The organism is Streptomyces sp. NPDC048644 (assembly GCF_043199105.1).
Taxonomy (GTDB): domain Bacteria; phylum Actinomycetota; class Actinomycetes; order Streptomycetales; family Streptomycetaceae; genus Streptomyces.
This window is the reverse complement of sequence record NZ_JBICVO010000003.1, coordinates 79,540-100,300: the sequence shown is the minus strand read 5'-3', so window position 1 is coordinate 100,300 and position 20,761 is coordinate 79,540. Positions and strand designations below refer to the sequence as shown.

Sequence of the window (20,761 nt, the reverse complement as noted above, 5' to 3'; positions counted from 1 at the left end):
CCCCGGCCCACGCGCCGCCGCCCGCTCCCGGCCGAGGAGCCCTCGCAGCGGACCTGACGACGCACCCGCCGCACCCGCCCCCACCTTCACCCCCTACACCCCTCCCCACACGCACTTCGAGCAACAGCAGAAGAGGAGACGATGGCGCCCATGGAGCCGGAAGAGTCCCGCAAGGGCGGCGGCGCGCGACGGGACGCGGCCGATGCCCCGTCGACGGCCGCCGAGACAGCGGCCGTTGAAGCGGCGGAGGCCGAGCCTTCGGCGCCGGCCGGACCGCGACCGCAGGCGACCGAGGGCAGGCCGTACGCCACGGGCGGCGTGACCGTGCCCGTCATCTCCGCGGACACCGATCCCGCCGCGGAACCCGCGCCCGCACCGCGAGCGGCATCCGCGCAGGCTGCCGCCGCGTCGGGGCAGAGCGCCGCAGGTGCCCAGGGAGCGGCGGTACAGGCCGCAGCGGGGAAGAAGGACGCCCGGTCCGCCGCAGCCGCGGGCTCGTCGGGTCCTGGCGAGGACGCCGCGGACGAGGCGGCGGGGCCCGCCGGGCGGGTGTCCAAGCCGATGGTGGCGGCAGCCGCCCTGGCCGGTGTGCTGCTGCTGTGCTCGCCGTTCCTCATCAAGGGCCTGGTGGGGCACGGTTCGGACGACGCCAAGCAGCCGCCGGCCGCCGGGACCGACTACGACGGGCAGGGCCGCGGCGCCGGCATCGTGCCGGGCGCCGACCAGCCGCAGGGCAACCAGGGCCCGCCCGGCGGCAACGACGGCGGCTCGGGCGGTTCAGGCAACGGAGGCTCGGGCGACGGCGGTTCGGCGGGTGCGGGTGCCCCCGCCGACGGCGGCCACTCCTCACCCCCGCCCAAGGACGACAAGACCTACGCAGCCGTGGCGGGCCCGGACTGCACCAACAGCACCACCGGCTACAAGGAGCACGGGACGTACAGCGACGGCGACAAGGGCTGGACGACCCACGACGGCGGCTACGGCAAGGAGGGCTGCGGCGGGAAGTTCACCTCCGTCCCGATGGCGGGCGAGCAGGGCGACGACGGCAACTACGCCCTGTGGACCTTCGCCACCGGACCGGTGACGTCCGGAAGCTGCCAGGTCCGGGTGTACATCCCCAAGGACAGCGCGGTGGCGCACGTCGGCGGGCACCCCACCCGGTACTCCGTGTACGGCGCGGCCGGCGCGACGGGCAAGCCGCTCGGCGACTTCACGGTCAACCAGGTGGACAAGCGCGGCAGTTGGGTGTCAGGCGGCAGCTTCGCCATCACCGGGGGACACCTGGCCGTCAAGCTGCACACCCGCGGCGTCGACTACGGCTCCGGGTTCGCGGGCGCGCACCACGCCGCGGCGGCGGTCGGGGTGAAGTGCACCGGCTGACGGTCTGCGCACCGCCCGAGCGCTGAACGGCACCGGCGGTACGGCCCGGAGAGCTGAGGGGAACCCCTCGTCTCTCCGGGCCGATTTTTAGGGGTCGGTAGGGGGTGTGAGTGCGCCGTTCCGCTCCTTCCGGCAGAGACAATGGAGGCACGGAAATCGACGGCACGGAAAGCGATGGCCGGCACCGTGCACGGAAGCGGAGTGCGCGCCGGGCGCGGCGCGCGAGAGGAATGACATGGGCATCGCTTCCGATGGGGACACAGGTGCGGGACAGCCCGCGCCGGAAGAAGCCGGCGCCATCGCGGTCGTCGGACTGTCCTGCCGCTTCCCCCGGGCGGCAGGACCCGAAGCCTTCTGGCGGCTCCTCCACGACGGCACGCCACCGGCAGGCGGCGAGCCGTACGCGGCGGGGCACCCGGACCGAGGCCGCACCGGGGGCGCCGCGTGCCTCGACTCCGTCAACCGCTTCGAACCGGAATTCTTCGGCATCTCCGCCCGTGAAGCCGTCGCCATGGACCCGCAGCAGCGGCTGGTCCTGGAACTCGCCTGGGAAGCCCTGGAGAGCGCCGGAATACTGCCGGAGGGCCTGGCGGGCAGCGAGACCGGCGTCTTCATCGGAGCCGACGAGGACGCGGCGCCCCTGTGCCCCCACGGAGCCGGTGCCGCCCGGCCCGCGCCCACCGGCCTCAGCCGTGGCACGCTCGCCAACCGGGTGTCCTACGTCTTCGGCCTGCGCGGCCCGAGCCTGGTGGTCGACACCGCACAGTCATCCGCGCTGACCGCCGTCCACCTCGCCTGTCAGGCGCTGCGGGCCGGCGAGTGCAACGAGGCGCTGGCCGGGGGAGCCGCCGCCCACCTCATACCTGACGAAGCGTCACATGCCGGAGGTGTCCGCGCGGCCGGCGGGGTGGTCGTCCTCAAGACCCTGCGAAGGGCGCTCGCCGACGGCGACACCGTGCACTGCCTGATCCGCGGCGGCGCCGTCAACAACGACGGCGGCGGCACCCCGGCGGGCCCGCTCGCCGCCGCCCAGGAAGACGTCCTGCGCCGCGCCTACGCACACGCCGGGGCCGACCCCGCAGCCACCCGGTTCGTCGAACTGCACGGCGCGGGCACCGCCGACGCCGACCCGGCCGAGCAGGCGGCGCTGCACGCGGTACTCGGCGGCGCCCGCCCGGCACACGCGCCCCTGCTGGTCAGCTCGGTCAGGGCCGCCGTCGGACAGCCGGCCGGCGCCGTCGGCATCGCCGCGCTCATCAAGGCGGTCCTGTGCCTGCGCGAGGCCGTCCTCGTGGCCGGTTCCCCGCACACCGAAGCCTCTCCCGAGGCGCCGCACCTCCGGGCAGGCGACGGCGTACGGCCGCTCGTACGGCACGGCGGCGAGCCGGTACTCGCCGGGGTCAGCGCCTTCGGGGCGGGCGGCACCAACTGCCATGTGGTGCTGTCCGACTGGCGCCCGCAGCGCGTGGCACCGGCCACCGCGTCGGAGCGGCCCTCCGGTGAGGAGGCCGGGCGGCCGGGACCTGCGCGGCCCGACCACGGTGGCCTCCCCGTCCCGTGGGCCCTCTCGGCGGGCACCGCCGACGCCCTGCGCGCCCACGCGGCCCGCCTGCACGCCCACCCCGGATGCCACCCCGACGACCTCGCCCACACCCTCGCCCCCGCCCGGGACGCCGCCCTCTACCGCACCGTCCTCGTGGGCGCCGACCGGGACGGCCCCGCGGACGCCGCGGCGGACCTGGATGACGAACAGGTGCTGGAGATCATCGGCGAGCTGCCCCTGCAACGCCTGCGCGAGGCCGGGCTGTTGTCCCGGCTGCTGGAACTCGCCGGCCACCGCTGAAGCCATCCGTCCCTTCCTGACGCCGCGCCGTGACCCCCGTCCCGGCGCGGCTCAGTGCTGCCCGCGACCGGTCACAGGGCCCGGGAAGTAGGGGGTGGGGCGGCGGGTCTGGGGTTCAAAGTAGGGGGCGCGCGTGGATACGTTGACAGGGCGTTCGTGGGAGACCACGGCGTACGGCACCGGGGCAGACGCCCGGCGCATTCCGTACCGGATTCGGTAGTCCCCTGTCGCCGGGGATGCGTGTGCGACGACAGTGCAGAGGGAGAGCGAGGAGCCACTCGTGCGGTATGACATTCTTGGTTCGCTTAGGGTGACCGATGACCACGGCGTCTCCTCGGTCAGTGCGCCGAAGATGCAGATTCTGATGGCTGCGCTGCTCGTCCGGGCCAACCACGTCGTGTCGGGCGACGAGCTGACCCGCGAGATCTGGAGCAGCAACCCGCCACGGCGCGCGACCGCTTCCCTGCACGTCCACGTCTCCCAGCTGCGGAAGATCCTCGCCCGCCCCGGCCGGCCCGAGAGCCCGATCGGCACCGAGGCGCCCGGCTATCTCCTGCGCGTCCAGCCGGGCGAGCTGGACCTGCACCGCTTCCAGCAACTGCTGCGCGACGGGCGGCAGGCGGCGCGCGCCAAGAACCACGACAAGGCGGCGACGGTACTGGGCGCGGCGCTGTCCCTGCACCGTGGCACGGTGCTGAACGGGGTGGCGGACGGGCCGATCGTCGGCGGCTTCGTCCGCTGGGCCGAGGAAGCCAGGACCGAGTGCGCCGAACTGTTCGTCGAGTCCGGCATGGCACTGGGCCGCTACCAGGAGATGGCCGGACTGCTGCGCTCCCTGCTCGCCGAACACCCGCTGCACGAGGTCTTCTACCAGCAGCTCATCCGCTGCCTGTCGCGGTCGGGCCGGCGGGCCGAGGCACTGCGCGTCTACCACTGCGCACGCGAGACGATCCGCCGCGAACTGGGCCTGGAACCCTGCCAGGCGCTGCGGGAACTCCAGCGGACGATCCTGCTGTCCGAGGACGAGCGGCCCGGCATACGCCTGGCGGTGTGACGGGTGGTGCAGCGCAGACGGCGGTCCTGCGGGGCCGCCGTCTGCGCTGTTCCGTGACGGAACCGTGCGCGAAGCCCTTCCGTGCCACGAAAGCGCCGCGCCCCGCACATCGGCGGGGCGGGCAGCGCAGTGCGGAGCGGTCAGCAGCAGTGGTCCTTGCCGGCCTGCACCAGCCCCACCTCGTAGGCGAAGACCACCGCCTGGACCCGGTCGCGCAGATGCAACTTGGCGAGCATCCGCCCGACATGGGTCTTGACGGTGGCCGCGGACAGCACGAGGCTGTCCGCGATCTCCGCGTTCGACAGCCCCTGGGTCAGCAGGAGCAGTACCTCACGTTCCCGGTCGGTGAGCCGTTCCAGTACCGTGCAGTCCACCGGCATCCAGACGAATCGGCGGGGCCGCTGCCGGGTGATCACCGTGGTTTTCTCCTTCACCAGTCATCCAACAGCTCGTGGCGAGCTCCCCGGGCCGGGCATGTCTCACCGCCGGGCGGAGCCCGGCCACGGCGCCACCGGAGTGCCCCGGGTCACGCCGTAACTGCCTTGTGCCGACGGTGGTTTGTCGGAACGTCAGCATGTCGCGACGCTGTGTGGCCGGGGCACCCCCACTTGGAGGGGCATAGGGCTTCTGGCGCGATGTGTACCGTCATCGGGGGGATTCCGGCCGGTCGTCCGCGCCTGCCGCCGCCCCGCGGGACGGCCCACGTCACACGGCGCCGGACGGCCCGAGGAGCGTGGTGGCGATCTCCCGGGTGACCGCGGGGACATGGCTGTCGAGGTAGAAGTGGCCGCCGGAATACACCGACACGTCGAACGCGGCCGTGGTGTGCTCCCGCCATCCCTCGGCCTCGGCGACCGCAAGCGACGGGTCGGCGTCGCCGGAGAGCACGGTCAGCGGGCAGTTCACCACCGCGCCCTGATCGCAGATGTAGGTCTCCAGTGCGTGGTAGTCGGCGCGGACGACCGGCAGCACCATGGCCCGCAGCTCCTCGTCGTCCAGCACCCCGGGTGCGGTGCCGCCCAGCCGCTCCATCTCGGCGACCAGCCCGTCGTCGTCCCGCAGCCGGATGGAGGTGCGCTGCGGGGATGACGGCGGGCGGCGGGCGGAGGCGAACAGCTGTACCGGGCTCGCGAGGCCGGCCCGCTCGCACCGCCTGGCCACCTCGAAGGCGACGATCGCTCCCATGCTGTGCCCGAAAAAGGCGTACGGCTCGGTCAGCTGGGGCCGCAGCACGTCGAAGACGGCGTCCGCCAGCTCCGGGAGGCCGGTGAACGGCTGCTCCGCGCGCCGTTCCTGACGCCCCGGGTACTGCAGCGCCCAGGCTTCGACCTCGGCGGGCAGCTGCCGGGAGAGGGAGAGGTAGGAGCTTGCGGAGCCCCCGGCGTGCGGGAAGCAGACGAGCCGGACCCGGCTCTCCGGCGAGGGGCGGAAGCGCCGGATCCACGGGCTCGCCGCCGGGGCGGTGGCCACGGGGGCCGGCGCGACGGTGGGGTCGGGGTGCTGCACGGAAGGTCCTTCCTGGGGCGTGAACGTACCGCCGGTGGTATGCGCGGTACGGAGGGTGGTCACGGCAGGCTGCCGTGACCACCATGCTGTACCGGAACCATGGTGCCGTGCGGGTCAATCGGGGAGGTTCGGGAAGGCGAGCGTCGCCTTGCCGTCGCACCGGCCTCCGGAGGCGTCGTGATAGCGGTGCGTGGTGTGCGCCACCAGCAGCGGGGGCCCGCCTCCCGGGGCCCTCCGCTGGATCTGCTGGAACGCGAACTCGCCACGGAACGCACGGGGGTTGACCGGACGCCGGAACGTGCTCTCGAAGCGGGCGATGAGAATGTCGGGAAGCTGACGCTTCCAGTAGTCCTCCATGGTCCAGCCCGCGAAGTCGGCCAGCAGCTTCCACCGGACCGCGGCGGCGACCGTGTAATACATCACCTGGTTGTAACAGATGTTGACTTCGACGGAGTTGAGGTGCCCGGTGTCGTCGATGTAGCACGACTCGGGGATCGCGAACTCGCACTGTGTGGAGACGTCCCCGTCGACCGAGGTGACGACGACCGACTTGAGGTACTTGCAGTGCTCCTTGTAGGGGCGCAACACCTGGGCAAGCAGCTCCGGATCGCACGGGTGGGCGGACGCCGTCACGGCTACGCCCCGGTCTCGTACAGCTTGCGCGCGTCGTGCACGGTGACGCGGTGCGAGACGGTCGGCTCGGGTGTCGTGGTGTGCCGGGCGCGGTGGATCAGGCTGCGGTTGTCCCAGACGAGCAGATCGCCCTTCTCGAACTCCTGGAGGTGGATGGCCTCGTGGGACAGCTCCTCGTCGAGCTGCCCTGTGGCGTCGAAGAGCTGATGGAGGAGCTTGTCGTCGAGCGGGTTGCCGTCCGCGTCCTCGATCCCGACGGTGAAGCCCTCACTGATGTAGAGGATCGTTTCTGCAGTCATCGGGTGCAGGAAGGCAGTGGGGTGCAGCACCGCCGGGGTCTTCTTCTCGACCTCGTCGATGATCTCGGAGATCGGCCGGTAGACGTCGTGCGGGCGGATCTTGAAGTACTTGCGCACGCTGTGCCGGCAGTTGGTGCCTGACACCGCCGCCTTCAGCTCGTCGGGGAGCCTGCGGTACGCCTCGCCCATGTCGATGAAGTACGTACCGCGGTTCCTCTCCGGGATGACCTGCGGGTAGATGAGGGTGATCCCGAACGGGTCGGGCATGAACTGGTAGTCGGCGTGCCAGAACTTGCCGGTCTTGGGCACGCCGATCTGCTTGCCGTTCTCCTGGACGTTCGACGACACGAAGATGTCCGGGTTCTCCGGGTGGTGGTACATCGGTTCGTAGTACGCCTCAGGACGGCCCAGCCGCTTCCCCAGCTCGTGGAAGGACCGCGGTGAGAGGTCCTGGTTCTTCAGGACGGCGATCTTGCTGCTGTAGACGGCCTGCAACAGGTCCTGGACGTCCGACTCCGACGCGGTGGTGTGGTCGAAGTCCTCGACCGTGACACCCAGTTGCTTTCCTGCCTGCGGCGTGATCTGCATGAGGGGCGTTCTCCGGATTCTCGTGAGGGGTGCCGGCGGAAGCAGCGCCGACGTGGGGGAGTGGGGCGGGCCGCCTGCCGGGATCCGGCGGATGCGGCGCGGGGCCGGGACGTCACACCGCTACGGGAGGCCGCCCGGCTGCTTGGTGTCGATCAGCTTCGCCGTCTGCTCCAGCGACAGGTCCTCGGTCAGTTCGTTGTCGCCGACCTCGATCCTGAGGTTCCGCTCCAGCCGCAGCGAGATCTCGACCATGGTGAGTGAGTCGACCCCGAGGTCGGCGAAGGTGGCGTCCGGGCGCAGTTGGCCGGCGGGCGCGTCGTGCAGTTCCTGAAGGATCGCCACGAGGCGGTCGTAGGTGGTGTGGCTCATTGCCGGTCCTTTCCCAGGGCTCGTCGCCCGTCGGGTTCTTGGCTGAGGTCGGGCCAGCGCAGTACGCACGAGCCCCAGGTGAGGCCGCCACCGAAGCCGGTGAGCAGCACCCGGGCTCCCGGCGAAAGCAGGCCCGTGGAGTACGCGTGGTCGAGGGCGAGCGGAATGGAGGCGGCGCCGGTGTTGCCCACCTCGACGAGGTGGCGTGCGCACCGGTCCCGCTCGATGCCCAGGTCGTCCGCGACGGACTGAAGGATGCGCAGGTTGGCCTGGTGGCCGACGAAGTGGTCCACGTCGCCCGGCTTCCACCCGGCCGAGTCGAGGGCGGCGCGCGCCGAGGCCGCCATGCGGGTCACCGCGTGCCGGTAGACCTCCTTGCCGCGCATGGCGAAGTGCGATTCCTCGCGGGTCGGCGGGCGGTCCGACCCCCGCTGCCGCGATCCGCCGGCCGCGATCATGATGATCTCTTCCCCGTCACCGTCGCTGCCGAGGTCGAAGTGGCCCAGCGCGCCCGGCTCGTCCACCTCTCCGGCACGCAGCACGACGGCTCCGGCGCCGTCACCGAAGATGATGGCGTTGGTACGGTCGTCCGGGTCGACGATCGAGGAGTAGACGTCGGCACCGATCAGCAGCACCCGCTCGGAGACACCGGCGGCGATCAGACCGGCGGCGGTGGCGAGGCCGTAGACGAAGCCGGTGCACACGGCCGACACGTCGAAGGCCGCGACGTGGCGCAGACCGAGCCGGGCGGCGACCAGGGGAGCGGTCGCCGGACACGGGCGGTCCGGCGTGGTCGTGGCGACCAGGACCGTGTCCACGGCCGGCTCACCGGCCGAACACAGCGCCCGCCGCCCGGCCTCGACGGCCAGATCCGACGTGGCCTGACCCGGCTCGACGGCATGCCGGCCACGGATGCCGGTACGGGTGGTGATCCACGCGTCGGTGGTGTCGAGCCGCTGCGAAAGCTCCGCGTTGGTGACGACCCGCGGGGGCAGCCAACCCCCCACACCACACAGCACCGGTGCGCGACCGGGCGGCGGCCCTGAGGGGTCGGGGGGTATTCCGCTCATGCTCACGACGTACCTCTCAGGGAACGGACGAGAATTTCTTGAGGAAGCGTCATCCACGGTGGGTGAGGCGCTTTAAGGGAAATGCCGCAAAGTCGCTCATGTCAATGCGGGAGCGGATTCCTGAAGTGATTCTAAAGACGCACTAAAGCCTTGCCGATGCCTCGGGAGGGAAGCGATCCGCTGGGCAATCGCCCCGGAAAGGCCACCCCTGACCTGTGGGAATGCTCTACCGTCCCAGATTCTGAGCATATCCGGATCCGCTACGCACAGGGAAAGCCGTCGATCGGCCAACTTTTTGATGGTTGCGTTCGTCAGACCTTCGGCGTATCAACTGTCCTGCTGCCCGGCCCTTTTCGGTCGCTCGCGGAGAATCCGCCGGGAGCGTTATCGGCATCCCTACCGTCCGGCTGATTCCGGCACGCGGTACCGCGCGGATTTTGGAGGCGCGTTTTCCATGGACTCAACTTCGCCGCTCGCCCAGCGGATTGCCGGTCTCCCCGGCAACGAACGCAGGCGTGCGCTGCTCGACCTGGTGCGCACCCAGGTGAGCGACCTGCTCGGGTTCGCCGTCCCGGAGGACGCGGCCGACGTCTCCTTCCTCGACCTCGGCATCGACTCGCTCACCGCCGTCGATCTGCGCGACAGGCTCGGCGCCGCCGGCAGCCTGAACCTGCCCTCCACCATGGTGTTCGACCACCCCACCCCGGCACAGCTCGCCGGATACCTCGACTCCCTGCTGGACGACGCCGCCCGCGCGCACGAAGCCCCCGCACCCGACGGGGCCCGGAAGCCCGCAGCAGGGGAAGGCCCCGAGAGCCAGGAGGAGCACGGGAGCCGGGAACCGGAGCGGCACGACGACGACCCGATCGTCATCGTCGGAATGGCCTGCCACTTCGCCGGCGGTGTGGACTCCCCCGAGGACCTGTGGCGGCTGCTCGCCGCGGGCGCCGAGGCACACGGCCCCCTCCCGCAGGACCGCGGCTGGGACCTGGAAGCGCTCTACGATTCGGACCCCGACGTGCAGGGCACGACCTACGTCCGCGAGGGCGGATTCCTCGACCGCGCCCAGGAGTTCGACGCGGCGTTCTTCGGGATCTCGCCGCGCGAGGCGCTGGCGATGGACCCGCAGCAGCGACTGCTGCTGGAGACGTCCTGGGAGGCCCTGGAACAGGCCGGCATCGACCCCGCCACGCTGCGCGGATCCCGCACCGCCGTCTACGCGGGGGTGGCCGATTTCGACTACCCGCTGCTCGCCACGGCCGTACCTGACAGCGACATGTACTACACCACCGGCACGCACAGCAGCGTGGCGTCCGGCCGGATCTCCTACGCGCTCGGTCTGGAGGGCGCCGCCCTGACCGTCGACACGGCGTGCTCGTCGTCGCTGGTGACGCTGCATCTGGCGGCGCAGGCGCTGCGGCAGGGCGAGTGCTCCATGGCACTGGCAGGCGGCGCGACCGTCCTCGCGGGCCCCAGCGTCTATCTGGGCTTCAGCCGCCAGCGTGCCCTGTCGGCCGACGGCCGCTGCCGCGCGTTCTCCGACAACGCGGACGGATTCGGGCCCGCCGAGGGGGTGGGGATGTTGGTGTTGGAGCGGTTGTCGGATGCGCGGCGTAACGGGCATCGGGTGTGGGCTGTGGTGCGGGGTTCGGCGGTGAATCAGGATGGTGCGTCGAATGGTTTGACGGCGCCGAATGGTCCGTCGCAGCAGCGGGTGATTCGTCAGGCGTTGGCGGTTGCCGGGCTTTCCGTGGCGGATGTGGATGTGGTGGAGGCGCATGGTACGGGGACGGCGCTGGGTGATCCGATCGAGGCGCAGGCGTTGTTGGCGACGTACGGTCAGCGGGGTGCTGGCGTCCGGCCGTTGTTGTTGGGGTCGGTGAAGTCGAATATTGGTCATACGCAGGCTGCTGCGGGTGTGGCGGGTGTGATCAAGTCGGTGCTGGCGTTGGAGCGGGGTGTGGTTCCGGCGTCGTTGCATGCGCGGGTGCCGTCGTCGCATGTGGACTGGGATGCGGGCGCGGTGGAGCTGGCTGCCGAGGCGGTGGCGTGGCCCGAGGTGGACAGGCCCCGCCGGGCCGGCGTCTCCTCCTTCGGCATGGGCGGGACCAACGCCCACGTCATCCTGGAGCAGGCCCTCGATGTGGCGGCCGGCACCGCCGCGGACACGGCGCCCGAGCGGGGAGCCGACACCGGGGACGTGGCCCTGCCAGGCGGTCGGGAAGGGCTCGGCGGTCTCACTCTGTGGCCGGTGTCGGGGCGTGGTGAGGGTGCGCTGCGCGCTCAGGCCGGGCGGCTCGCGGAGTTCCTGCGCACGGGCCCGTCGGTTCCGGACGCGTCGGTGGCCGCCGCGCTGGCTCAGGGGCGTACGGCCTTCGAGCACCGCGGCGTGATCCTCGCGGACAGCCGGGATGCCGCGGTCGCAGGTCTGGAGGCGCTGGCGTCCGGCAACGAGAAGGCGGCTTTGGCCTCCCGCCTCGTCCCGCCGTCAGGTTCCACCGCGCCGGACGCCTCATCCGGTGCCGTGGTGACGGGCACCGCGCTCGCGTCCAGCGGCGAGGGTGTGGTGCTGGTCTTCCCCGGCCAGGGCTCCCAGTGGGTCGGTATGGGACGCCAACTCATCGACTTCTCGCCGGTGTTCGCGGACTGGGTCGCCGAGTGCGAGAAAGTCTTCGCCCCGTACCTCGACTGGTCCCTGAGCGCGCTGCTGCGGGACGAAGGCAGCACGGTTTCCCTGGACCAGGGCGACGAGGTGGTGCAGCCGGCGCTGTTCACGGTGATGACGGGCCTCGCGGAGCTGTGGCGGCACTACGGTGTCGTCCCCGCCGCGGTCGTCGGGCACTCGCAGGGCGAGATCGCCGCCGCGTACGTGGCGGGCGCGCTCTCGCTGCCGGACGCGGCCAAGATCGTGGCCCTGCGCAGCAAGCTCCTCAAGGAGCTGTCCGGGCGCGGCGCGATGGCGTCGGTGATGCTGGGGCGCGCCGAGACCGAGGCCAAACTCACCGACTGGGCGGGCCGGTTGTCCGTGGCGGCCGTCAACTCCCCTTCCTCGACGGCGGTTTCCGGCGACGCGGGCGCGCTGGGGCAGTTCCTCGACCGGCTGGCGGCCGACGGCGTATGGGCCCGCCGTATTCCCATCGACTACGCCTCGCACTCCGCGCACGCGGAGGTGGTGGAGGAACGGCTGGCGGAGCTGCTGGCGGACATCGTGCCGCGGTCTGGCGATGTGGTGTTCTGCTCGACGGTGACGGGTGAGCTGATCGACACCGCGGCGCTGGGCGCGGGCTACTGGTATCGCAACTTGCGGGAGCCGGTGGATTTCCAGGGTGCGGTGGAGTCGTTGCTGGCGGCGGGTTACCGGGTGTTCGTGGAGGCGAGTCCGCATCCGGTGCTGACGATGGCGGTCGAGCAGATCCTCGACGGAGCTTCCCGCGAGGGGGTGGCGCTGGAGTCGCTGCGGCGTGACCACGGCGGTCCGGAGCATTTCGCCGGGTCGCTGGCGCAGGCCCAGGTGCGGGGCGTGGACCTGGACTGGACCGCGGTGCTCGGGGCCGTGCCCGCCCGGGTGGACCTGCCGACGTACGCCTTCCAGCGGGACCGCTTCTGGCCCGTGCCCGCCATGCGGCAGGCCGGTGACCCGGCGGGGCTCGGGGTTGGTGGGGTGGATCACCCGCTGCTGGGTGCGGTGGTCGAGTCGGCGGACGGGGGCGGGGTGTTGCTGACGGGCCGGCTGTCGTTGGCCACGCATCCGTGGCTCGCGGATCACGCGGTGGCCGGTACGGCGCTGCTGCCGGGCACGGCGTTCCTGGAGCTGATGCTGCGCGCCGGTGAGGAGGTCGGCTGCGCTGAAGTCACGGAACTCGTACTGGAGTTGCCGCTGGTGCTGCCCGATGACGGTGGTGTGCGGATCCAGGTCGCGGTCGGCGCCGAAGACGACTCCGGGCACCGTACGGTCACCGTGCACTCCCGCCCGGAGGACGGCCCGCCCGGCCTGCCGTGGACCCGGCACGCCGGCGGCCTGGTGGCCGTCACCGGGGCGACAGGACCTGACGACCCGGCCGGCCTCGGCGACTGGCCGCCGGCCGGCGCCCGGCCGGTGCCGCTGGACGACTTCGCCGCGCGGATCGCGGAGCGCGGGTACGGCTACGGCCCCGCGTTCCAGGGGCTGCGGGCCGTCTGGCGCCGAGGCGAAGAACTCTTCGCCGAGATCGGCATGGACGAAGACCTGATACCGGGCGACCGCCTGGCCAGCGGCAGGCCCGAACGGTTCGCACTGCACCCGGCGCTCCTGGACGCCGCCCTCCGCCCGATGCTGCTCAACGGCGGCCTCGACGACACCGCGGAAGGCCCCTGGCTGCCGTTCTCCTGGAGCGGCTTCCGGGTGTACGCGGCGGGCGCCGACCGGCTGCGGGTACGGCTGACACCCCAGGGCCCTGGTGCGGTCGCGATGGAACTCGCCGACGGCGCGGGCCGCCCGGTCGCCTCGGCACAGTCGCTGGTGACCCGGCCGGTCCCCGCCGACCGGCTGCGGGCCGCCCACGGCGACGCCGGGCAGGCGCTCCTCCACCTCGACTGGCGCGCCCTGAACACCGAGGCGCGGACCGCGCCCGCCACCGAAGGCTGGGCGACGCTGGGCGCGGCGGACCCCGACGCACGCTACGGCGGCGTGCCGGTGACGAACCTGACGGACCTGGCCGCGCTGCGCGCCCGCCTCGACGCGGGACACCCGGCGCCGGACGTACTCCTGGTAGCGCGCTCCGGCCCGGCGGCCTCCGGCGCCGCAGTGCCGGACGCGGTGGCCGCCGGCACCGTGGAACTCCTCGGCGTCCTCCAGGAGTGGCTGGCCGACGAGCGCTGCACGGCCTCCCGCCTGGTGGTGCTGACCTGCGGTGCGACCGCCACCGGGCCCGACGAGGACGTCACCGGCCTGGCGGCGGCCCCGCTGTGGGGGCTGGTGCGCTCGGCGCAGGCCGAGAACCCGGGCCGGTTCATCCTCCTGGACACCGACGGCACCGCGGAATCCCGGCAGGCGCTGCCCGCCGCGCTGGCGGCTGCCATCGATGCCGGTGAGCCGCAACTCGCCCTGCGCGCCGGGCAGTCGCTGGTGCCCCGGCTCGCGCCGCACCCAACGGACGGCGCGGCCACCCTGGCCGCCGCCCTGGACCCGCAGGGAACGCTGCTGGTCACCGGCGGAACCGGCACGCTCGGCGGGGTGCTGGCCCGGCACCTCGTGCGCCGGTACGGCCTCGCGCACGTCGTCCTGACCAGCCGTAGCGGCAGGGCGGCGACGGACGCCGCCGCCCTGGAGGCGGACCTCGTGGCACTGGGCGCCAAGGTGACCATCGCCGCCTGTGACGCCGCCGACCGCACGGCGCTCGCCGAGCTGCTCGACACCCTCCCCGCCGAGCATCCGCTGACCGGTGTGGTGCACGCGGCGGGGGTGCTCGCCGACGGGGTGCTGCCGTCGCTGACGGCCGACCAGGTCGCACGGGTGCTGGACCCCAAGGTGCGGGCGGCCTGGAACCTGCATGAACTCACCCGCGACCGTGACCTCGCGCTGTTCGCGATGTTCTCATCCGTCGCCGGTGTCATCGGCACCGCAGGGCAGGCCAACTACGCGGCTGCCAACTCCTTCCTGGACGCACTCGCCGTACACCGTCGCGCCCAGAACCTGCCCGCCACCTCACTGGCCTGGGGATTCTGGAGCGAGGCGACCGGCATGACCCGGCACATCGACCAGGACGGCATGGCGGCCCGGCTGCGCCGCATCGGCATCAGGCCCCTCCCCACCGACCAGGGCCTCGCCCTCTTCGACACCGCGACCGCCACCACCGCCCCGGCACTGGTGCCCGCGCCGCTCGACCACGCCGCGCTGCGGGCCGGCACCCCGGACAGCGTGCCCGCGCTGCTGCGTGGCCTGGTCCGCGTCCCCGTACGCCGGACGGCGGCCCACCGGCCCGAAGCCGAAACCGGCGGGCTCGCGCAGCGGCTGCTCGCCGCCGCACCGGCCGAGCGGGAGCGGATCCTGCGCAAGCTCGTCCAGTCCGAGGTGCACGAAGTGCTCGGCGCCGCGCAGGCCGAGAACGTGGCGCCGGACCGCAGGTTCAGCGACCTCGGCTTCGACTCGCTCACCACCGTCGAGCTGCGCAACCGGCTCACCAGGGCCACCGGCCTGCGGCTGCCCACCACGCTGGTCTTCGACCACCCCACAGCCGCCGACATCGCCCGGTTCCTGCACGACCGGCTGATCCCCGAGAACGCCGAGGCGCCGGAGACGGCGGCCCCCACCGGGCCGACCACGATCCACCGGCCCGACACCGACACCGACATCGCCGCTATGGACGTGGACGAGCTGATCCGGCTCGCACTCGACGACAACTCCTGACGGCAACGGTAAAAGCGAGGTTCGTGATGGAAGCACCCCACGAGAAGGTCGTCGAGGCCCTGCGCGCTTCACTGACCGAGGCCAGGCAACTGCGCGCGGAGAACCAGCAGTTGCGGGACGCGGCGCAGGAGCCGATCGCGATCGTCGGCATGGCGTGCCACTACCCCGGCGGCGTGGACTCCCCGGAAGACCTGTGGACCATGGTCTCCTCCGGCACCCGGGCGATCGCCCCGTTCCCTGACGACCGCGGCTGGGACCTGGACGCGCTCTACGACCCGGACCCGGACCACCAGGGCACCAGCTACGCCCGCGAGGGCGGATTCCTGCGCGGGACGGCGGAGTTCGACGCGGCGTTCTTCGGGATCTCGCCGCGCGAGGCGCTGGCGATGGACCCGGTCCAGCGGCTGCTGCTGGAGACGTCCTGGGAGGCCCTGGAGCGGGCGGGCATCGCCCCCGCCTCCCTCAAGGGCAGCCACACGGGCGTGTTCACCGGCGCGTTCCCCTCGAACTACGGGCTGCTCCTGCAACCGATCTTCGACCAGATCGAGGGCTACTTCGACCTGGGCACCACCTCCAGCGTCGCCGCCGGCCGGGTCGCGTACGTACTCGGCCTGGAGGGCCCCACCGTCGCGGTGGACACGGCGTGCTCGTCGTCGCTGGTGACGCTGCATCTGGCGGCGCAGGCGCTGCGGCAGGGCGAGTGCTCGATGGCGCTGGCAGGCGGGGTGACGGTGATGCCCACCCCCACCGTGTTCATCGAGTTCAGCCGACAGCGGGTGCTGTCGCCCCGGAGCGTCTGCGAGCCGTTCTCCGACGGCGGCGACGGCACCACCCTCAGCGAGGGGGTGGGGATGTTGGTGTTGGAGCGGTTGTCGGATGCGCGGCGTAACGGGCATCGGGTGTGGGCTGTGGTGCGGGGTTCGGCGGTGAATCAGGATGGTGCGTCGAATGGTTTGACGGCGCCGAATGGTCCGTCGCAGCAGCGGGTGATTCGTCAGGCGTTGGCGGTTGCCGGGCTTTCCGTGGCGGATGTGGATGTGGTGGAGGCGCATGGTACGGGGACGGCGCTGGGTGATCCGATCGAGGCGCAGGCGTTGTTGGCGACGTATGGCCAGCGGGGGTCTGGCGTGCGGCCGTTGTTGTTGGGGTCGGTGAAGTCGAATATTGGTCATACGCAGGCTGCTGCGGGTGTGGCGGGTGTGATCAAGTCGGTGCTGGCGTTGGAGCGGGGTGTGGTTCCGGCGTCGTTGCATGCGCGGGTGCCGTCGTCGCATGTGGACTGGGACGCGGGCGCGGTGGAGCTGGCTGCCGAGGCGGTGGCGTGGCCCGAGGTGGACAGGCCCCGCCGGGCCGGCGTCTCCTCCTTCGGCATCAGCGGCACCAACGCCCACGTCATCCTGGAGCAGGCGCCCGACGACGAGCAGGCCCCCGACGCCGAATCGCCGCAGTCGGCCGCCGGGCAGGCAACGGGCCGTGCAAAAACGGCTGTTGGCGGTCTCACTCTGTGGCCGGTGTCGGGGCGTGGTGAGGGTGCGCTGCGCGCTCAGGCCGGGCGGCTCGCGGAGTTCCTGCGCACGGGCCCGTCGGTTCCGGATGCGGCGGTGGCTGCCGCGCTGGCTCAGGGGCGTACGGCCTTCGAGCACCGCGGCGTGGTGCTGGCGGCGGACCGCGAAGGCGCGGTCGACGGGCTGGAGGCGCTGGCCGCCGGTGTGAGTACCGGTAACGTCCTGACGGGCACCACGGTCGCAGCCGCCGACGACGGGGTGGTGCTGGTCTTCCCCGGCCAGGGCTCCCAGTGGCTGGGCATGGGCCGCCAACTCATGGACGAATCGCCGGTGTTCGCCGACTGGGTCGCGCGCTGCGAGGAAGCCTTCGCCCCCTACCTCGACCGCTCACTGACCGTGGCGCTGCGCGAGGAGCGGGACGCGACCGCGCTCGACGGGACCGAGATCCTCCAGCCGGCGCTGTTCACGGTGATGACGGGCCTCGCGGAGCTGTGGCGGCACTACGGTGTCGTCCCCGCCGCGGTGGTCGGGCACTCGCAGGGCGAGATAGCGGCGGCATGTGTGGCGGGCGCGCTGTCCCTGGCCGACGCCGCCAAGATCGTGGCCCTGCGCAGCCGGGCACTCAAGGAGGCCCGCACCCCCGGTGGCATGGCGTCGGTGATGCTGGGGCGCGCGGAGGTCGAGGCGAAGCTCGCACCGTGGCGCGACCGGCTGTTCGTCGCCGCCGTCAACGCCCCCGCGTCCACCACCGTTTCCGGGGACGTCGCCGCCCTGGAGGAATTCCTCGCGGACGTGACGGCCGCCGGGGTCAGGGCCCGCCGCATCCCCGTCGACTACGCCTCGCACTGCGCGCACGTCGAAGCGACCGAGGGGCCGCTGCGGGAACTGCTGGCGGGGATCGCGCCGCGGTCGAGCGAGACGGACTTCTGCTCGACGGTGACGGGTGAGCTGATCGACACCGCGGCGCTGGGCGCGGGCTACTGGTATCGCAACTTGCGGGAGCCGGTGGATTTCCAGGGTGCGGTGGAGTCGTTGCTGGCGGCGGGTTACCGGGTGTTCGTGGAGGCGAGTCCGCATCCGGTGCTGACGATGGCGGTCGAGCAGATCCTCGACGGCGCTTCCCGTGACGGCGCCGCGCTCGCCTCGCTGAGCCGCGAGCACGGCGGTCTCGCACACTTCGCCGGGTCGCTGGCGCAGGCCCAGGTGCGGGGCGTGGACCTGGACTGGGAAGCCGTACTGGGAGCGGCTCCCGCGCAGGTGGACCTGCCGACGTACGCCTTCCAGCGGAAGCGGTACTGGCCGGCACCGACGGCCAGGACAGGCGACCCGGCGGGGCTGGGGATCGGCGGGGTGGATCACCCGCTGCTGGGTGCGGCGGTCGAGTCGGCGGACGGCGGCGGGGTGTTGCTGACGGGCCGGCTGTCGCCGGCCACGCATCCGTGGCTCGCGGATCACGCGGTGGCCGGTACGGCGCTGCTGCCGGGCACGGCGTTCCTGGAGCTGATGCTGCGCGCCGGTGAAGAGGTCGGCTGCGCCGAAGTGGCGGAACTCGTACTGGAATCACCCCTGTTGCTCGCCGAGCGGGCAGCGGTTCGGGTGCAGGTCGCGGTCGGCGCCGAAGACGCCTCGGGGCACCGTACGGTCACCGTGCACTCACGGCCCGACGACGGTGCGGACAGCCGGTCCTGGACCTGTCACGCCAAGGGCTCCCTCGCCACCGGCGGCGCCGCCCCGGTGGACGGCACGGGAGCCTGGCCGCCGCCCGGCGCCGAGCCCGTGGACGTGGACGCGCTGTACGAGCGGCTCGGCGCGATCGGCGCGGAGTACGGGCCCGCGTTCCGGGGCCTGCGGGCCGTGTGGCGTCGCGGCGACGAACTCTTCGCCGAGGTCGGCACGGCGGACGGATCCGGTCCCCAGGACAGCGGCCCCGAGCGGTACGCGCTGCACCCGGCCCTGCTGGACGCCGCGTTGCACCCCCTCGGTCTGGACAGCCCCCGACTGCGGCTGCCGTTCGTGTGGCGCGGCGTCGCCCTGCACACCCCGGGCGCCTCGGCCCTGCGCGTCCGGCTCGCGCCCGATGGCACCGACTCCGTCTCGCTGACCGCGACCGACCCCGAGGGCAGGCCGGTCCTCACGGCCGAAGCGCTCACCCTGCGCCCGGTGGACCCGGCGGCGGTCGCCGCGGCCCGTGGCGCCCACCACGACAGGCTGTTCCGCACCGAGTGGCAGGCCGTGGCACCGGCCGACGCGCCCGCCGGCTCCTGGGCGGTGCTCGGAGACGGCCTCGCGGCGCCAGGGGCCCGGCGCTACGACACCCTGCCCGACCTGCACGCGGCGCTGGCCGCAGGCGAGGCCGTGCCGCAGGTGCTCGTGGTGCCCTGGCTGCCCGCTACGGACGCGCGGACCGGCCCGCTCGCCGAACGGGCCCGCCGGGCGACCTGCCGGGCGCTGGCGCTCCTCCAGACATGGCAGGCGGACGAGCGGCTGGCCGCCGTACGGCTGGCACTGGTGACCCGGGGCGCGGTGGCCGCGGCCCCCGGCGAAGGCGTCCCCGACCTCGCGCACGCCGCACTGTGGGGACTCGTACGCTCCGCACAGCGGGAGTACCCGGGCCGCATCGTCCTGCTGGACGCCGATGACACCACCGCTTCGCTGCGTGCGCTCCCTGGCGCCATCGCCACCGGCGAGCCCCAACTCGCACTGCGTGAAGGGCAGTTGAGCGCGCCACGGTTGGTGCGGGCCACGTCCGTCGAGCGGGCGCCCGACGGGCCGGCCGACCCCGAGGGCACGGTCCTGATCACCGGCGGCACCGGCGGCCTCGGCCGGCTCGTCGCCCGTCACCTGGTCGCCGAGTACGGCGCCCGGCATCTGCTGCTCGTCAGCCGCCAGGGGCCGCGGGCCGCCGGGGCCGAGGCGCTGGAGCGCGAACTGACCGGCCTCGGAGCCGAACAGGTCACCCTCGCCGCCTGCGATGTCGGCGACCGGGAGGCACTGGCCGGGCTGCTGGCATCCGTTCCGGCGCAGCATCCGCTGACCGGCGTCGTGCACCTGGCCGGCACCCTCGACGACGGAGTGATCCCCGCCCTCGACGAGGCGCGCATCGCACGGGTCTTCCGGCCAAAGGCCGATGCCGCGCTGCACCTCCACGAGCTGACCGCGGACCTGCCGCTGCGGCGGTTCCTCCTCTTCTCCTCGGCCGTCGGCACCCTCGGCGCACCCGGGCAGGGCAACTACGCTGCGGCGAACACTCTGTTGGAGGCGCTGGCCCGGCACCGTCAGGCAGCCGGACTGCCCGCCACCGCACTGGCCTGGGGCTACTGGGCGCAGGACAGCGACATGCTCAAGGAAAAGGACCGGGCCGGCCTGTCGGCGCAGTTGCGCAGGACCGGCACCCTGCCGCTGAGTGCCGACGAGGGCCTGGCGCTGTTCGACGCCGTGCAGGACGCCGCCGATCCGGTGCTGGTGACGGCGCCCCTGGATCTGGCGGCCCTGCGGGCGCCGGGCGCCGAAGTCCCCGCGCTGCTCGGCGCGCTGGTCCCGGCCGCGCGGCGGCACGGCAGGCGCGGCGCGGGGGCGGCAGGCCCCACGGCGCTGCGCGCCCGGCTCGACCGGCTCGCCGGCCCGGAGCGCGAGGCGGCTCTGCTCGACCTGGTGCGGGCACAGATCGCCGCGGTGCTGGGGCACGTGACGGCGGACCGCATCCCCGCCGGGCGTCCGCTGTCCGACCTCGGCTTCGACTCGCTCACCGCGGTGCAACTGCGCAATGCGCTCGATGCGGCGACCGGCCTGCGGCTGCCCGCCACGATGGTCTTCGACCACCCCACACCTGCCGATCTGGCCCGCGGTGTCGGCGACCGCCTGCGCGCGGCGTCCGCGCCCGCACCGGACGCGCAGCCCGCGGCCTCCGGGCCCTCACTCCTGGACGAACTCGCCCGGCTGGAAGCCGCGTGGGGCCGAGCCCCGGAGCAGGAGCTGGCCGCGGTCGGCTCCCGCCTTGAGGCGCTGCTGTCCCGCGTCCGCATCGGGGACGCGATGACCGCCGACCGCGACGGCATCGAAGCGGCCACCGACGAACAGCTCTTCGACCTGCTCGACGAGGAGCTCGGCTCCATCTGACCTGGCACCGGCC

Annotated in this window: 9 protein-coding genes and 2 pseudogenes; 5 read left to right on the top strand and 6 right to left on the bottom strand. The window is 72.8% G+C overall.

Going from position 1 to position 20,761, the window contains the following annotated elements; genetic code table 11:
- The first annotated feature begins 150 nt into the window (after positions 1–150).
- From ACGFNI_RS07770 to ACGFNI_RS07760, 3 genes are all read left to right on the top strand, one after another.
- Entirely contained in the window at positions 151–1,380 is a 1,230-nt protein-coding gene (locus ACGFNI_RS07770; protein ID WP_393681618.1) for a hypothetical protein, read from the top strand.
- A 235-nt stretch (positions 1,381–1,615) separates the two neighbouring features.
- Positions 1,616–3,223: a beta-ketoacyl synthase N-terminal-like domain-containing protein gene (locus ACGFNI_RS07765; protein ID WP_393681616.1), complete on the top strand. Its 1,608-nt coding sequence runs from the start codon at positions 1,616–1,618 to the stop codon at positions 3,221–3,223.
- Positions 3,224–3,533: 310 nt separating this feature from the next.
- Entirely contained in the window at positions 3,534–4,277 is a 744-nt protein-coding gene (locus ACGFNI_RS07760) for a BTAD domain-containing putative transcriptional regulator (protein WP_393681614.1), read from the top strand.
- 140 nt (positions 4,278–4,417) lie between these two features.
- Here the strand turns inward: ACGFNI_RS07760 and ACGFNI_RS07755 are convergent.
- From ACGFNI_RS07755 to ACGFNI_RS07730, 6 genes and pseudogenes are all read right to left on the bottom strand, one after another.
- Positions 4,418–4,636, bottom strand: a pseudogene (locus ACGFNI_RS07755) (response regulator transcription factor); the annotation flags it as partial.
- 346 nt (positions 4,637–4,982) lie between these two features.
- Entirely contained in the window at positions 4,983–5,783 is an 801-nt protein-coding gene (locus ACGFNI_RS07750) for a thioesterase II family protein (protein WP_393681612.1), read from the bottom strand.
- A gap of 114 nt (positions 5,784–5,897) precedes the next feature.
- Positions 5,898–6,416, bottom strand: a complete 519-nt coding sequence (locus tag ACGFNI_RS07745; protein WP_393681610.1) for an FcoT family thioesterase — start codon at positions 6,414–6,416, stop codon at positions 5,898–5,900.
- Between the two features lie 2 nt (positions 6,417–6,418).
- Positions 6,419–7,303, bottom strand: a complete 885-nt coding sequence (locus ACGFNI_RS07740) for a TauD/TfdA dioxygenase family protein (protein ID WP_393681609.1) — start codon at positions 7,301–7,303, stop codon at positions 6,419–6,421.
- A 120-nt stretch (positions 7,304–7,423) separates the two neighbouring features.
- A complete protein-coding gene (locus tag ACGFNI_RS07735; protein WP_393681607.1) occupies positions 7,424–7,672 on the bottom strand; it encodes an acyl carrier protein in 249 nt (82 codons plus the stop codon).
- Positions 7,669–8,742: a beta-ketoacyl-ACP synthase III gene (locus ACGFNI_RS07730; RefSeq protein ID WP_393681605.1), complete on the bottom strand. Its 1,074-nt coding sequence runs from the start codon at positions 8,740–8,742 to the stop codon at positions 7,669–7,671. Before ACGFNI_RS07730 ends, ACGFNI_RS07735 begins: the two co-directional genes overlap by 4 nt.
- 460 nt (positions 8,743–9,202) lie before the next feature.
- Between ACGFNI_RS07730 and ACGFNI_RS07725 the strand changes: the two are divergent.
- Positions 9,203–15,127: pseudogene (locus ACGFNI_RS07725) on the top strand (type I polyketide synthase); the annotation flags it as partial.
- Between the two features lie 23 nt (positions 15,128–15,150).
- A complete protein-coding gene (locus ACGFNI_RS07720; RefSeq protein ID WP_393681603.1) occupies positions 15,151–20,748 on the top strand; it encodes an SDR family NAD(P)-dependent oxidoreductase in 5,598 nt (1,865 codons plus the stop codon).
- Positions 20,749–20,761 lie beyond the last annotated feature (13 nt).